Source organism: Roseibium sp. (assembly GCF_048260565.1).
Classification (GTDB): Bacteria; Pseudomonadota; Alphaproteobacteria; order Rhizobiales; family Stappiaceae; genus Roseibium.
In genome coordinates, this window is the sequence record NZ_JBLXGP010000005.1 from 42,574 (window position 1) to 57,404 (window position 14,831).

A 14,831-nucleotide genomic window follows, 5' to 3' on the forward strand; every position below is an offset into this window, starting at 1 on the left:
AGCGTCACGCGGCCGGTTTCTGGACGCTGATGATCCCGAGGCGGATGGCCATGCATGTGGCCAGCACCTTGCTGGACACCTGCATCTTCTTGAAGACGTTGTTCCAGTGGAACCGGATCGTGGCGGAGGAAACGCCGAGGATGATTGCGATCTCCGCATCTGTCTTGCCTTCCGCCGACCAGGCCAGGACATCCCGTTCCCGGTCGGTCACATGCGGGACCGCCCGACTTGCATAAAAGCTCAGAAACTTGTCGTGGAACGCATTTCCGATCAGCGCCACTTCGGCCAGTTCATGATAATTGCGGCCCGTTACCGGCCGATCCCGCGACAGGCCGACAGCCGACAGCTCTCCGGAAAGACTGATGAAAGGCACGCCGATTCCGTCGCCCAGACCGGCCTCGGCGGCCTCATTCATGAGCCTTTTCGACGTGTTGAGCGCCTTGTCATTCTTGGCGGGGTCGCGGCTCTGGACCGCCACCGCTTCGTCCCAGAAAAACGGCGCCGGGCTCTGGAAACACCGGTAGACGACCGGATCTTCCGGATAATAATTCTGCGCCATGTAATGGCTCATCCAGTCGTCCGGATAGCTCGTGGCAAATCCGTGGAACGCCTGCAGCCCCAAGGTTGGATGATCGGTCATGAGGGTGAAACAGACCTTGTCGTAGCCGTATTGTTCCGCGGCCTTGCAGAAGATCCCGAACGCCTCTGACGAACATTCGGAGCGCTGGATTTCCTCGATCACCCGGCCAATATCAACCATCTCTCACACGGGACCCCCGACCCTAACAATTCTGATAGCTATCAGAAGTAGTGACAATTTGGTACAAAACTCATGAATGTTTCAGCCTTGGGGCAAAAACTTACTTTAGGGTATTTTAAATTAAGACAGCGGCAGGACAACCTGCCGCTGTTTTTTTCTTTCGCAGGCCAAATCTTAGGACCGCAGTTCACGTTGGAGAAACGATCTGCACTGCCGATCCGCTAAAAGGGCCTAACGCTCATGACACTGGTCGAGGCCGCTGGGACTTTCGAGAGAGGCGGAATTGCCCTTGCTGTAGAGCGTGTAAGTGCCGTTCGTGTAACGGGAGCCGGAACCGGACACCACCTGTTCAAGCCGGGTCTGCGGCGAGCCGTCGATACTGAAGATCACATGCCCGTTGCCGCTGTTCACGTAGGTCACGGTCAGGGGAAGCCCCTCCGCGCAGGTGTAGTGGACCGTAATCGAGTTCGAATCTGCCGGCTGCGGATAGCCCCCGCCGGTTTGCGGCTGTGCCGGCGCGGCATCGGCGATGGCGTTCGTTATTGCGTACAAGGGGCCTTTGGGCGCATTGCCGAGACCGTAGAGAACCTGCCTGCGATGGAGGTCCAGCTGCAGGGAAACATTGCGCGACGCGTCGTACAGATAGACCGACCATTCGTCGCGCTGCTGTTCCTGAAACCGGAACGTCACCCGTCCCTGGTCGTTCAGTTCCTCCCATTGACCGCCCCCGGCCTGCGAGAAACTGCCGCCGGAATGAAAGACCTGGGAGACATTGTAGCCGTTGACCTGCACCGGGCCGGTATTCGGGTTTTGCGCCGGCTGGCCGTTGTTGGGCTGGCCATGATTAGGTTGCCCGGCATCCAGTCTCGGTCCGTTGCAAACCCGGAAGATTGTCGGATAGGGGGTCTGCGAACACATGAGGCCACCCCACTGGTAGCCGGTCCGGCCGTTGCGGTAGCGGATCTGGAACCACTCGTAGCCGTTCATCATGGCGCCGGTGCCGTTGAGAATGAGGATCCGGTCGCCCTCGCGAAGGCTCCCCACCTGCCGGTATTGCATGCCCGGACCGCCGCGAACCTTGCCGCCGTAGGAGGTGCCGGGCTGGGGGAAATCGACATCCGGAGAGGCCGAAGCCGGAGTGGATAAAGCCAAGAGACCAAGCAAAACGAGCTGCAAAAAACCGCGCATGAAAAATCCTGCCTTGAACAAATGATGATACGCCACGCAGAAAGCGCATGGCGTTTCATGAAGTGACGTAAGGTAGGTACGATACCCCGGATGAACCGAAGTTGAACGGTGCTTTCTCGGTGCGTTACGGCCGAGGATAGCGCTTCACGCCGGTGCCTGTGACCGAGAAGCCGGTCATGTAGGGATCTCGTTCATCAAGCGTGATGGTGCTGGTCCCGGTCTTCACCGCCCAGCCTTCGATCGTCGGCACGATGCCGCGCCGGTTGCCGACCAGGACATCCTGCTTGACGCCGCCGGTGAACAGCGAGCCGATGACGCTTTCATGGACGAATGTGTCGCCCACATTCAGCTTGCCCTTGCCGAAGAGCTGCGCCATACGCGCCGAGGTGCCGGTCCCGCAAGGGCTGCGGTCGATCGCCTTGTCGCCGTAGAAGACCGCGTTGCGCGCATCGGCTTGCGGATCTTCGGCCGGGCCGGTCCATTGGATATGAGTGATGCCCTTGATCTCCGGATTTTCCGGATGCCGCATCTCGAAGGCTTCGTTGAGGGCCACCCGCAGCTTCGGGCTGACCGCCACCAGCTGGTCGACCGGCACCTTGCCGACGCCGGGGAAATTTTTCTGCGGCTCGATGATCGCATAGAAATTGCCGCCATAGGCGACATCGAAGGTGAGTCGGCCGAATTCCGGGCAATCGATTTCAAGCCCTTCCGCCGCCAGGAACGACGGCACATTGGTGAGCTTGACCGAGGAAACATACTCCCCGTCCATCCGGTATTCCGCGGTAACGAGACCGGCCGGCGTTTCGAGGCGGGCAATACCCGGCGTCTTCGGCGTCAGCAGGCCTTCCTCGATCGCCATGGTCACCGTGCCGATGGTGCCGTGACCGCACATTGGCAGGCAGCCGGTGGTCTCGATATAGAGCACACCGACGTCATACTCGTCGGAGGACGGCGGATAGAGGATCGTACCCGACATCATGTCGTGACCGCGCGGCTCGAACATCAGACCCGTCCGGATCCAGTCGTAATCGGCGAGGAATTTCTGCCGCCGTTCGAACATGGACGCGGCCTCGATGCGCGGCCCGCCGCCGGCCACGAGCCGGACCGGGTTGCCGCAGGTGTGGCCGTCGATGCAGAAAAACGTATGCCGTGCCATCACCCTGCTCTCCCCTAGAAACGTGTCGCCCGAAACGGCGAGAGATCGATTGCCGGTTTCTCACCCAGAAGAAGGGCAGTCAGCAGTTCACCGGTCGCCGCCGCCTCCGTCAAGCCGTGATGGGCATGGCCGAATCCGTAGACGATGTGATCGCTGGCCGAGGACGGTCCGATCACCGGCAGGCTATCGGGCAGCGACGGCCGGAAGCCCATCCAGCGGGTGCCGGTGGAGGCATCGAGCCTTGGAAAGATCGTCTTCGCCCGGGCGATCATGGCATCGACCCGCTTCCAGTTCTCCGGCAACTCAAGACCGCCGAACTCCACCGCCCCGCCGATCCGGAGCCCGGTTTCCAGAGGCGACAGAACGAACCCGTGACCGGGCAGCATGATGAACCGGGTGACCTTGATTCCCGGTTCCGGCACGGTGATGTTGTAGCCGCGCTCCGTATCGAGCGGCACCGCGTCGCCGAGCTGGGCGGTGAGCTTCTTCGACCAGGCACCGCAGGCGATCACCAGCTTGTCGCAGGACCGGCTGGTTCCATCGGCAAAGCGGATGTCCGCGCCGTCTTCCTTGGCCGATACGCCATCGACCGACGCGATCTCGAATGTCACGCCTTGCCCCTTGAGCCAGTCGGCAAGCGACAGGCACAGCTTCTTCGGATCGTCCATCTGGGCCCAGCCGGGTAGAAGACCGCCGCCGATGATCCGGTCGGTCAGTTCCGGTTCCATCTCGCGGATCCGGTCGCCGGTCAGTTCCTGGACTTCGACGCCGTAGTCCCGCTGCTCCGCCCAGGTCTTGCGGTAGCTTTCAAGTTTGGCCTGGTTGTCGAAGATTTCCAGGCAGCCGTTGTAGTTCACCTGGTTGTGGGTGCCGGTCAACCTCCAGGTCCGTTCCCAGGCCGGCAGCGCCATGCTGTTGAGCGCGGCGAGCGCCTCGGTGCTTGCCCGAACCCGCGACCGGCTGGAAGCGGCCAGGAAGCGCAGCATCCACGGCAGAATCTTGAGCGCATAGGCCGGACGGATGGTGAGCGGCCCGAGCGGATCCGCCAGCCATTTCAGCGCCTGTTTCCAGACACCGGGAGATGCGAGCGGTGCAACATCGGTCCAGGCAATGCCGCCGGCGTTGCCCTGGCTGGCCCCGGCAGCCAGACCTTCCCGGTCAATGATCGTAACCTTGCAGCCGCGTTCTACGAGGAGACAGGCAGTCGCGAGGCCGACGATCCCGGCGCCGACGATATGAACATGAGGTTTGGTCATGTGGCTAAAGAAGAGGGAGTTGCGGTCTCTTTTCAAGAGCGGATTTGATCACTGCCTCGACGCGTTCCCGCTCGGCACCGGAGAGCGCCAGGCGCGGTGCGCGGCAGCGGTCGCTGGAACCGATGGCATGGACCTCCGCCAGCTTGATGTTCTGCACCAGATTGGTGGAGACATCGAGATCGAGCAGCGGCCGGAACCAGCGGTAGATCTCAAGTGCCTCTTGGATACGCCCAGCCTGAACCAGTTTGTAGATGGCAACCGTTTCCTTCGGGAAGGCAACGACCAGACCGGCGACCCAACCGACCGCCCCCATCATCAGGCTTTCCAGCGCCAGGTTGTCGACGCCGGTGAAGACGTCGAAGCGATCGCCGAACCGGTTGAACACGTCGGTCACCCGGCGGATATCGTCGGTGGATTCCTTCATGGCCACGACCAGCGGCTCTTCGGCGAGCTCCTCGAACATATCCAGGGTGACGTCGACGCCATAGGCGATCGGATTGTTGTAGATCATGACCGGCAAGCCAGCGGCTTTAGTCACGGCCTTCAGGTGTGCAACCGTCTCGTGGGGCGCAGACTTGTAAGGCACGCCCGGCAGCACCATCAGGCCGTCGGCACCGGCCTTGGCGGCCGCCTGAGCCGCCTTGGCGGCGCGTTTGGTAGAGCTTTCGCAGACCGTCATCAGGACGGGACGGGTTCCGGCGGCGGATTTTGCGATTCCAAGCAGTTCCAGCTTTTCCTCAGGCTCCAGGGCCATCGCCTCGCCGAGCGACCCGCAAACGATCATGCCGTCACAGCCCGCATCGAACTGCAGGCCGAAGCAGCGCTCGATCTCGCCCACGTCGAGTTCATCCCCTTCGGTGAACTTCGTCGTGACCGCCGGAAAAATACCCTTCCACATGACACTCTCCTCAGAAAACCGTTGCCGAAGATGGTGCCGCTCGCCTTGCCCCTTGTCAACTACTGATATATCAATAAAATATCAATTTAGCACACATCGTCCCAATCAGGTTCGGAGATCAGATGGGAGAAGAAGAAAGCCTCTCGCAAGCCGCCTACCGGCAGCTTGAGGAAGCCATCGTCACGTTGAAGCTGAAGCCGGGCGAAGCAGTCACGGAAAGCCGGCTGACCCAGGACCTGAAAATGGGCCGGACGCCGATCCGCGAGGCAATTCAGCGCCTGAGCTGGGAAGGCCTGGTCTCGATCCGCCCCCGGCTCGGCATCGTGATCGCGGACCTGCATCCGGGCGACTTCGCCCGTGTGCTCGATGCGCGTCACGGCCTGGAGGTTCTGCTGGCCGGAGCCGCGGCCCGTCTTGCCAGCAAGGAAGAACGGTCAGCCCTGCAGGACTGCGCCGGAAAAATGCGCGATGCCGCATCCGGCCAGGACGTCACCGCCTTCTACCGGCTCGACAAGACCTTTGACGGAATCGTCGCCGGAGCGTCCTGCAATCCGTTCGCGGCTAAGGCGGTCGCGCCCTTGCAGACCCTCAGCCGCCGGTTCTGGTTCCGCTATTTCGCCGACAGCGATCTCGACGCGGCCGCCTGGGCGCATCTTGAGCTGATGCAGGCGATCGCCGCCGGCGAGGAACATCTGGCGATCGGCAAGGCCGGCGAACTGATGCAGTATCTCCACCGCCAGGCCGCTGCCCTGATCGCCGGCGTCGACTGGGCCGGTTAAGCCCGACCGCTCAAGCGAAGTGGCCGCGCGTCCGGTTGGCGAAGGCCACCAGAGACAGCATCACCGGCACTTCCACCAGAACCCCGACCACGGTCGCAAGCGCTGCACCGGAGTTCAGCCCGAACAGACTGATTGCGACCGCCACCGCCAACTCGAAGAAATTGGATGTGCCGATCAGGGCCGCCGGTGCGGCCGTCGTGAACGGAACTCGCCACAGGTAGCCCCAGGCATAGGCGATCGCGAAGATGCCGTAGCTCTGAACCAGAAGCGGAATGGCAATCAGGACGATCACCATGGGCCTGTCGACGATGGTCTGCGCCTGAAACCCGAACAGCAGGACGACGGTCGCCAGCAGTCCCATGACGGAGAAAGGTTTCACCCGCGCCGTGAATTGGGCAATGCGCTCGTGATGCCCCGTCTTGTCCAGATTTCGCCGGGTCACGTAACCGGCGGCGAGCGGAATGACCACGTAGAGAATGACGGAAAGCAGCAGGGTTTCCCAGGGTACGATGATATCGGTCACGCCAAGCAGCAAAGCCGCGATCGGCGCAAAGGCGAACACCATGACGATGTCGTTGATGGAGACCTGCACCAGGGTGTAGTTGGCATCTCCGCGGACCAGCTGGCTCCAGACGAACACCATGGCCGTGCAGGGCGCGACACCGAGCAGGATCATGCCCGCGATATATTCCTTCGCATCCTGCGGAGCGACCATGCCGGCGAACAGATACTCGAAGAACAAAATACCGAGAGCCGCCATGGTGAACGGCTTGATCAGCCAGTTGACGACGAGGGTGATACACAGGCCCTTGGGTTTCTTGCCCACGTCCTTCAATGAGGCAAAGTCCACATTGACCATCATGGGGTAAATCATCACCCAGATGAACACGGCCACGACCAGGTTGACGCTGGCATATTCGAGACCGGCAATCGCCGAGAAAAGACCCGGAACGGCCAGGCCGAGCGCGACACCGGCGGCAATGCACAAGGCCACCCATACGGAAAGATAGCGCTCGAACACCCCAAGTGGCGTTTCATCGGCAGTTGCCATGTTGCAGTCTCCTATACAGCAGTGCGCCTCGATCAAGGTGCCGCCGGACCTGGGGCGGGAATTCTTCTTGACCGGACAGGATGATCCAAGGCCCGTGATCCGGACCTGTAAAAGAAAAGGCGTTACGTTTCGGCTTCGGCAGCAGGTGTGAGGCAGGACAGGACCGGAGCGCAGAGTTCCGGCTGCCCGCCGCAGCAGTCCTGCAGCAGATAGGTCACCAGGTCCCCCATTGCGGCGAGGTCCGCCCGGTACAGGATCGAGCGCCCGTCCCGTTCGGCGTTCACGAGGCCGGAGCGGGACAGGACGCCCAGATGAGTCGACAGGGTATTCGGCCGCACGTCGAGCGCATCGGATATGGCGCCTGCCGGCATGCCTTCTTTTCCCGCTTTCACCAACAGGCGAAAGACGTCGAGGCGGGTTTCCTGCCCAAGCGCCGCAAGCGCGTCGAGTGCGAGTTCTTTTTTCATATTTCGATATTATGCGAAATATCGAATAATGCAACACGAAAAACGCCGCAGCTCCACGAAAGGCTGCGGCGTGATACCGAAAAATTAAGCCGCTTTCGCCGCGAGCCTTTTCCGGATGCTCTCCACATCGGCGCGCGGCGTCGCCGCGAACAGCGTCTTGGTGTAGTCGTGCTGCGGGTTGCTGAAGACCTCGTCCCGCGTGCCGTATTCCACCACCTCGCCGAAATACATCACCATCACCTTGTCGGCGATGTAACGCACAACCGACAGGTCGTGGCTGATGAAGACGTAAGTGAGACCCATCTCATCCTGGAGATCGGCGAGCAAGTTGAGGATCTGCGCCTGGACGGAGAGATCGAGCGCGGACACCGGCTCGTCGAGCACCAGAAGCTTCGGCTTCAACATGATCGCGCGGGCAATGGCGATACGCTGGCGCTGGCCGCCGGAAAACATATGGGGATAGCGTCCGTAATGTTCCGGTTGAAGCCCGACCTTCTGCAGCATTTCCAGCGCCATGTCGCGCCGCTCGGCGGCCGCCATGTCCGTGTTCAGCAGAAGCGGCTCTTCCAGGACGTCGCCGATCTTCTGGCGCGGATTGAGCGAGCCGTAGGGATTCTGAAAAACGATCTGCACCTTCTGGCGCATTTCCCTGGAAATGCCGGTTTTCGAAATATCCATCGACAGGCCGTCGATTTCGATGGAGCCGGAAGACTGGGCATCGATCATGGTCAGCATGCGCGCCAGGGTGGACTTGCCGCAGCCGCTTTCGCCAACGACCGCCAGCGTCGAGCCACGCTCCACGTCGAAGCTGACGCCCTTGACCGCGGTCAGCGTGGTCGCCTTGCGGAACAGACCGCCGGAAATGTCATAGGTCCGGTAGAGATCGCGGACTTTCAGAATGGGTTCGCTCATCAGAAACCTCCTGCTTCCGCGAAATCGCTGACTGTCGGCAGCCGGTCGCCGGTCGCATTTTCCGGCAGGGCCGACAGAAGGGCGCGCGTATAGGCGTGCTGCGGGTTTTCGAACAAGGTCAGCACGTCCGCCTCTTCCATCCTGCGGCCCTGGTACTGGACGATCACCCGGTCCGCCGTTTCCGCCACGACCCCCATGTCGTGGGTGATCATGATCAGCCCCATGCCGCTGTCCTGCTGGAGCTTCACCAGCAGATCGAGGATCTGCTTCTGAATAGTCACGTCGAGCGCTGTGGTCGGCTCGTCGGCAATCAGCAGCTTGGGCTTGCAGGCGATCGCCATGGCGATCATGATGCGCTGGCACTGGCCACCGGACATCTGGTGGGGGAAGGCGCCGAGACGCCCTTCCGGATCGGGAATGCCGACGGAGTGCAGCAGTTCGAGCACCCGTTCCTTGCGTTGCCTGCCGTTCAGACTGGTGTGGATCTTCAGCGTCTCGCCGAGTTGGAAGCCGACCGTGAAACACGGATTGAGGCTGGCGATCGGCTCCTGGAAGATCATGGAGATATCCTTGCCGATGACCTTGCGCCGTTCCTTCACCGACAGGGTTCTGAGATCCCGGCCCTCGAACTCCATCTTGTCGGCGGTGATCGTGGCGCTGTCCGGCAACAGTCCCATGGTCGCCAGCATGGCGACGGATTTGCCCGATCCGGATTCGCCGACGATGGACAGCACCTCTCCCGCATCGACCGTGTAGTCGATACCGTCGAGCGCCTTGAACGGGCCTTTGGCCGTGTCGAACTCGACCTTCAGGTTGCGGATTTCGAGCAGCGGCATCGGCTCAGCTCCTCTTCAGCTTGGGATCGAGCGCATCGCGCAGGCCGTCGCCGACCAGGTTGATGGCCAGCACCGTGATCAGGATGGCAAGACCCGGGAAGGTCACCACCCACCAGGCGCGCAGGATGAATTCGCGCGCTTCCGCCAGCATCGTGCCCCATTCCGGCGTCGGCGGCTGCGCGCCCATACCGAGGAAGCCCAGCGCGGCTGCATCCAGGATTGCGGTGGAAAAGGACAGGGTCGCCTGAACGATCAACGGCGCCAGACAGTTCGGCAGGATCGTCTTGAACATCAGCCGTAGGTGACCGGCACCGGCGACCCTGGCTGCGACCACATAGTCCCGGTTGCGCTCGGACAGCACCGCCGCGCGGGTGAGGCGGACGAAATGCGGCTGCAGCACGATAGCAATGGCGATCATCGCGTTCATCAGGCCCGGTCCGAGGATTGCCACCAGAACCAGCGCGAGCAGCAGGGAGGGAAAGGACAGGATGATGTCCATCACCCGCATGATCAACGTATCGACCGGACCGCGCAAGTACCCGGCGACGAGGCCCATGACGATGCCACCGGACAGCGCGATCGTGACCACGACCAGGCCGATAAACAGAGAAAATCGGGCGCCGAAGATAAGTCGGGAAAGAATATCGCGGCCAACCGCGTCGGTGCCGAGCAGGAACGCGGCCTTGCCGCCCTCTTCCCAGAACGGAGGCGTCAGGAAGCTGTCACGATACTGGAAACCCGGATCATGCGGCGCGATCAGCGGCGCGAACGCCGCCATCAGCACCAGGAGCACGAAGATCGCCAGACCGGTCACCGCGCCCTTGTTCTGCGAGAAATAATACCAGAACTCGGCGAGCATCGCCCTGGTTGCGTTGCGGCTTTCGCTCTTGAGCGTTTCGTCGGCGGCCGTATTCGCCGGGGAGGTCTTTGTCATTTTCTGTCTCCCCTGGCTCAGTTATGCCGGATGCGCGGATTGATGAGCCCGTAGAGCACATCGACAATGAGATTGACCACCATGACGATGCCCGCAATCAGCAGCAGTCCGCCCTGGACCACGAAATAGTCCCGGCGCGAAATGCTGTCGACCAGCCATTTGCCGATGCCGGGCCAGGAAAAGATGGTTTCCGTCAGGATGGCGCCGGCCAGGAGAACCCCGACCTGAAGGCCGATGGTGGTCACGACCGGGATCAGTGCGTTGCGCAGGGCATGAAGACCGATCACCCGGCGCGGTGGCAGCCCCTTGGCCCGGGCCGTGCGCACGAAGTCCTCGCCGAGCACTTCCAGCATGGCGGAGCGAGTCTGGCGCGCAATCACCGCGAGTGGAATGGTGGCAAGCACGATCGACGGCAGGATCAGGTGGCTCAGGGCCGAGGCGAAGGCCCCTTTCTGGCCGGACAGCAGGCTGTCGATCAGCATGAAGCCGGTCACCTGGGGAAAGTAGAACATCAGCGAGATCCGACCCGAGACCGGAGTCCACTGCAGGATACCGGAAAACAGGATGATCAGCAGAAGCCCCCACCAGAAGATGGGCATGGAATAACCGACCAGCGCCGTTCCCATGATCGCCTGATCGGCGACCGAACCGCGCTTCACCGCGGCGAAGATACCGGCCGGAATACCGAGTGCGACCGCGATAATGATGGCGCACAGCGACAGTTCGGCGGTTGCCGGAAACAGGGTGAAGAACTCGACCAGAACCGGCTTCTTGGAGACGAAGGAAATCCCGAGATCGCCGTGGAAGATGTTGACGACATACTCGATATATTGCTGCCAGATCGGCTTGTCGAAACCAAGTCGGGCCATGATCTCGGCCTTGCGTTCAGGGCTGACGCCCCGCTCGCCGGCCAGAAGGTCGACCGGGTCTCCCGGCAGCAGGCGGATGAAGCTGAAAGCGACCAGCGTCACGCCGAAGAAGGTCGGGATGAGAAGGCCGAGGCGGCCCAGAAGAAAGCGAAACATTTTTTGGGTCCGGGTTTATCCAACCGGCGGAAATTCAGGCATACAGTCTAGCCTGAAACATCGCCGCCTGAACATGGAAGGACGCCGGCGGAAACCGCCGGCGCCCTGAGTTGCTGAAGGTCCTTATTCGGCGATGTCGACGCCGTCGAACCAGTGACCGCCGAGGGGATCCATGATGTAGCCCTTGACCTTGGTCGACATCGGCATGAACACCGTCGAATGGGCAATGGTTGCCCACGGCGCCTGTTCCTTGAACACGACCTGGGCCTGTTCGTAGAGCTTGGTGCGTTCGCCCTTGTCGGAAACGATCTTGGCCTTCTGGATCAGGTCCTCGAAGTCCTTGTTGCACCACTGCGCGCGGTTGGAGCCGCCAACGCCGTCGCAACCGAGAAGAACGGCAAGGAAGTTGTCCGGATCGCCGTTGTCACCGGTCCAGCCGAGGAGAACCGCGCCGTCGCGCTTGACGTCCTTCGACCGCGACAGATACTCGCCCCACTCGTAGGAAACGATCTCGACCTTCACGCCGATCTTGTCGAAGTCGGCCTGGATGACTTCGGCCATGCGCCGTGCGTTCGGGTTATAGGGACGCTGCACAGGCATCGCCCAGATCTTCATGGACAAATCCGTCACGCCCGCATCGGCCAGCATCTTCTTGGCCAGTTCCGGATCGTAGGCGTCGTCCTCGATGGCGTTGTTATACGACCACATGGTCGGCGGGATCGGGTTCTTGGCAGCGACACCCGAGCCCTGGAAGACGGCGTCGAGAATGGCCTGCTTGTTGATGGCGTGGTTCAGAGCCTTGCGCACTTCAACCTTGTCGAACGGAGCCTGCTGGGTGTTGTAGGCGAGATAACCCACGTTCAGGCCCTGCTGTTCCATCATGGTCAGGTTGCTGTCGGCCTTGATGTCGGCGATATCCGCCGGAGCCGGATACGGCATGACCTGGCATTCGCCGGCCTTCAGCTTCTGCAGGCGCACCGATGCGTCCGTCGTGATGGCGAAGATCAGGCTGTCGATCGGCTGCTTGCCGCCCCAGTAGTCGGCGAATGCCTGATAGCGGATGACCGCGTCCTTCTGGTAACCGACGAAGGAGAACGGACCGGTGCCGATCGGCTCCTGGTTCAGCATGTCCTTCTTGCCGGCCTTGTCGAGCTGGTCGGCATATTCCTTGGAGAAGATCGACGCGAAGTCCATGGCCAGGTTCGCGATCATCGGCGCTTCCGGGCGGTTCAGCTCGAACTTCACCGTGTAGTCGTCAACCTTGACGATGTTCTTGATCAGGTCCGGCATGGACATGCCGTTGAAATATTCCCATGCAGCACCGGCGGTGTATTCGTACCAGGGACTGTCCTTCTTGAGCTGGCGCTCAAAGGAAAAGATCACGTCATCGGCGTTAAAGTCGCGGGTCGGCGTAAAGAAGCTCGTGGTGTGGAACTTCACGCCCTTGCGCAGATGGAAGGTGTATTCGAGACCGTCGTCGGAAACGTCCCAGCTTTCGGCCAGGCCCGGCTGAACTTCCGTCGTGCCGCGCTTGAATTCCACGAGCCGGTTGTAGATCGGCTTGGAGGACGCATCGAACGTGGTTCCGGCCGTATACAGCGCCGGGTCAAAGCCTTCCGGAGACCCTTCCGAGCAATAGACCAGCGTCTTTGCGGATGCGCCGGTTGCCGCCACCACGGCAAGGCTGGCACCCAAAAGAGCGGCCTTCAGGGTTTTACGCATTTTCATAAACTGTTCTCCCCTAAATGAAGAGGCGGACCACGCATCGTTGAGATCGTGCGAAACTTCCGGCCCGCCGAAGCGCAAAATAAGGCCCGATTTTCAGATGAAATCAACCGGCAAATTATTTCTTATTTCACCAGTAATGAGGAAAAATATTATTGAGTAAGGCATGCTGACGTAGTTTTAAAACCACTTAACTTGTTAAATACGGAAGGACATTCCCTAAGGTAGCCTCCACTCATTCAACCTCTATAACCCTTTGAAAACATTACAACCTATCGCCTCGGAAAAATTGACGTTGCGGAGGCTTAGTCCGATCTGGACCGGGTACGGCGCACCGCGTCGCGCCATCCGGCGAGAAGATTATCCCGCTGTTCGGACGCCATGTTCGGGGAAAATCTTTTGTCCAATTGCCAGCGCGCTGCAAATTCCTTCTGGCCGGGCCAGGCTCCCGCCTTCAATCCGGCAAGCCAGGCGGCTCCGAGCGCGGTCGTTTCGATCACTTTCGGCCGGTCGACCGGCGCATCCAGAATGTCGGCAAGAAACTGCATGGTCCAGTCCGAGGCGGTCATGCCGCCGTCGACCCTGAGCACGGTCTCTTCTGTTCCGCTCCAGTCGGCATGTTTCGCGTCAAGCAGATCGCGTGTCTGGTATCCGACGCTTTCCAGAACCGCCCGGGCGATTTCCTTTGGTCCGGTCGAACGGGTCAGACCGAAAAGGGCTCCGCGGGCCTCCGCGTCCCAGTAGGGCGCGCCGAGACCGACAAAGGCCGGCACCATATAGACCTGCTGGTGGGGATCGGCGGTTTCGGCCAGCGCCTGGCTGTCGGCGGCATTTGCGATAATGCCCAGACCGTCCCGCATCCACTGAACCGCGGCCCCCGCCACAAAGATAGACCCTTCCAGGGCATAGGTCGTCCTGCCGTCCAGACGATAGGCAATCGTGGTCAGCAACCGGTTGCGGGAAGTTACCGCTTCAGCGCCGGTGTTCATGACCGAAAAACAGCCGGTGCCATAGGTGGACTTCACCATGCCCGGCTCGAAGCAGGCCTGGCCGACGGTAGCCGCCTGCTGGTCGCCGGCCACCCCGAAGATCGGCAGGGGCGCCCCCAGAACGGACGCCTCGGTCTCCCCGAAATCTGCAGAACAGTCCTTGACCTCCGGCAACATGGAAACCGGAACCCCGAGCATCCGGCACAGGTCGTCATCCCAGGCATTGTCGTGGATGTTGTAAATCAGCGTCCGCGATGCGTTGGTCGCGTCGGTGACATGGACCTTGCCCCCGGTCAGGTTCCAGATCAGCCAGCTGTCGACCGTGCCGAAGGCAAGCTCGCCCCGTTCCGCCCTTTCCCGGGCCCCTTCCACATTGTCGAGGATCCAGGCGATCTTCGTCCCGGAAAAATAGGGGTCCAGCAATAGACCGGTTTTCGAGGTGAACTCCGGTTCCAGCCCATCTGCCCGCAACCGGGCACAAAGATCGGCCGTCCGCCGGTCCTGCCAAACGATGGCGTTATAGACGGGCCGGCCTGTCGCCCGGTCCCAGACAACCGTGGTTTCCCGCTGGTTGGTGATCCCGACCGCCGCGATTTCCGAGGGCCCCAGCCCGGACTTGGCGAGTGCCTCCCTGCAAACGGAAAGCGTCGAGGTCCAGATATCCTCCGGATCATGCTCCACCCAACCCGATTTCGGGAAGTGCTGCGGAAATTCCTGCTGCCCGATGGCAAGCGACGTGAAATCGGGTCCGAAGACGATGGCCCGACTGGACGTCGTACCCTGATCGATCGACAAGACTGCTCCCGTCACGCTACACCTCCCGCTTGCTTTTTGAACCTGTCTGCCCTTCGGAAC

At 61.2% G+C, this 14,831-nt stretch carries 14 protein-coding genes; 1 reads left to right on the forward strand and 13 read right to left on the reverse strand.

Going from position 1 to position 14,831, the window contains the following annotated elements; translation table 11 throughout:
- Window positions 1-4: 4 nt before the first annotated feature.
- The 5 genes from ACN0SO_RS12995 to ACN0SO_RS13015 all read right to left on the reverse strand — a co-directional run bounded on the left by ACN0SO_RS12995 (window position 5) and on the right by ACN0SO_RS13015 (window position 5,258).
- Window positions 5-760: a helix-turn-helix transcriptional regulator gene (locus ACN0SO_RS12995; protein WP_417678313.1), complete on the reverse strand. Its 756-nt coding sequence runs from the start codon at window positions 758-760 to the stop codon at window positions 5-7.
- Between the two features lie 231 nt (window positions 761-991).
- Entirely contained in the window at window positions 992-1,948 is a 957-nt protein-coding gene (locus ACN0SO_RS13000; RefSeq protein WP_417678315.1) for an MliC family protein, read from the reverse strand.
- A 124-nt stretch (window positions 1,949-2,072) separates the two neighbouring features.
- Complete coding sequence (locus tag ACN0SO_RS13005; RefSeq protein WP_417678317.1) at window positions 2,073-3,104, reverse strand: 4-hydroxyproline epimerase; 1,032 nt, start codon at window positions 3,102-3,104, stop codon at window positions 2,073-2,075.
- 14 nt (window positions 3,105-3,118) lie between these two features.
- Window positions 3,119-4,360 carry an NAD(P)/FAD-dependent oxidoreductase gene (locus ACN0SO_RS13010; RefSeq protein WP_417678319.1) on the reverse strand — a complete coding sequence of 414 codons (1,242 nt, stop codon included), beginning with the start codon at window positions 4,358-4,360 and terminating at the stop codon, window positions 3,119-3,121.
- A 4-nt stretch (window positions 4,361-4,364) separates the two neighbouring features.
- Entirely contained in the window at window positions 4,365-5,258 is an 894-nt protein-coding gene (locus tag ACN0SO_RS13015) for a dihydrodipicolinate synthase family protein (protein ID WP_417678321.1), read from the reverse strand.
- Window positions 5,259-5,380: 122 nt separating this feature from the next.
- On the opposite strand from ACN0SO_RS13015, the gene ACN0SO_RS13020 reads away from it, so the two are divergent.
- Window positions 5,381-6,037, forward strand: a complete 657-nt coding sequence (locus tag ACN0SO_RS13020) for a GntR family transcriptional regulator (RefSeq protein ID WP_417678323.1) — start codon at window positions 5,381-5,383, stop codon at window positions 6,035-6,037.
- A gap of 10 nt (window positions 6,038-6,047) precedes the next feature.
- Here the strand turns inward: ACN0SO_RS13020 and arsB are convergent, their stop codons facing one another.
- From arsB to glpK, 8 genes are all read right to left on the reverse strand, one after another.
- On the reverse strand, window positions 6,048-7,088 hold the full coding sequence (arsB, locus tag ACN0SO_RS13025) for an ACR3 family arsenite efflux transporter (RefSeq protein WP_417678325.1): 1,041 nt from the start codon (window positions 7,086-7,088) through the stop codon (window positions 6,048-6,050).
- Window positions 7,089-7,210: 122 nt separating this feature from the next.
- Window positions 7,211-7,555 carry an ArsR/SmtB family transcription factor gene (locus tag ACN0SO_RS13030; protein ID WP_417678327.1) on the reverse strand — a complete coding sequence of 115 codons (345 nt, stop codon included), beginning with the start codon at window positions 7,553-7,555 and terminating at the stop codon, window positions 7,211-7,213.
- Window positions 7,556-7,639: 84 nt separating this feature from the next.
- Window positions 7,640-8,467, reverse strand: coding sequence for a dipeptide ABC transporter ATP-binding protein (locus tag ACN0SO_RS13035; protein WP_417678329.1), 828 nt, complete (start codon window positions 8,465-8,467; stop codon window positions 7,640-7,642).
- Complete coding sequence (locus ACN0SO_RS13040) at window positions 8,467-9,303, reverse strand: ABC transporter ATP-binding protein (RefSeq protein ID WP_417678331.1); 837 nt, start codon at window positions 9,301-9,303, stop codon at window positions 8,467-8,469. Before ACN0SO_RS13040 ends, ACN0SO_RS13035 begins: the two co-directional genes overlap by 1 nt.
- Before the next feature lie 4 nt (window positions 9,304-9,307).
- On the reverse strand, window positions 9,308-10,162 hold the full coding sequence (locus ACN0SO_RS13045) for an ABC transporter permease subunit (protein WP_417678774.1): 855 nt from the start codon (window positions 10,160-10,162) through the stop codon (window positions 9,308-9,310).
- A gap of 92 nt (window positions 10,163-10,254) precedes the next feature.
- Window positions 10,255-11,262, reverse strand: coding sequence for an ABC transporter permease subunit (locus ACN0SO_RS13050; RefSeq protein ID WP_417678333.1), 1,008 nt, complete (start codon window positions 11,260-11,262; stop codon window positions 10,255-10,257).
- 123 nt (window positions 11,263-11,385) lie between these two features.
- Window positions 11,386-12,984 (reverse strand): ABC transporter substrate-binding protein, encoded by a 1,599-nt coding sequence (locus ACN0SO_RS13055; protein WP_417678776.1) that lies wholly within the window; start codon window positions 12,982-12,984, stop codon window positions 11,386-11,388.
- Between the two features lie 308 nt (window positions 12,985-13,292).
- Window positions 13,293-14,786: a glycerol kinase GlpK gene (glpK, locus tag ACN0SO_RS13060; RefSeq protein WP_417678335.1), complete on the reverse strand. Its 1,494-nt coding sequence runs from the start codon at window positions 14,784-14,786 to the stop codon at window positions 13,293-13,295.
- Window positions 14,787-14,831: the final 45 nt, after the last annotated feature.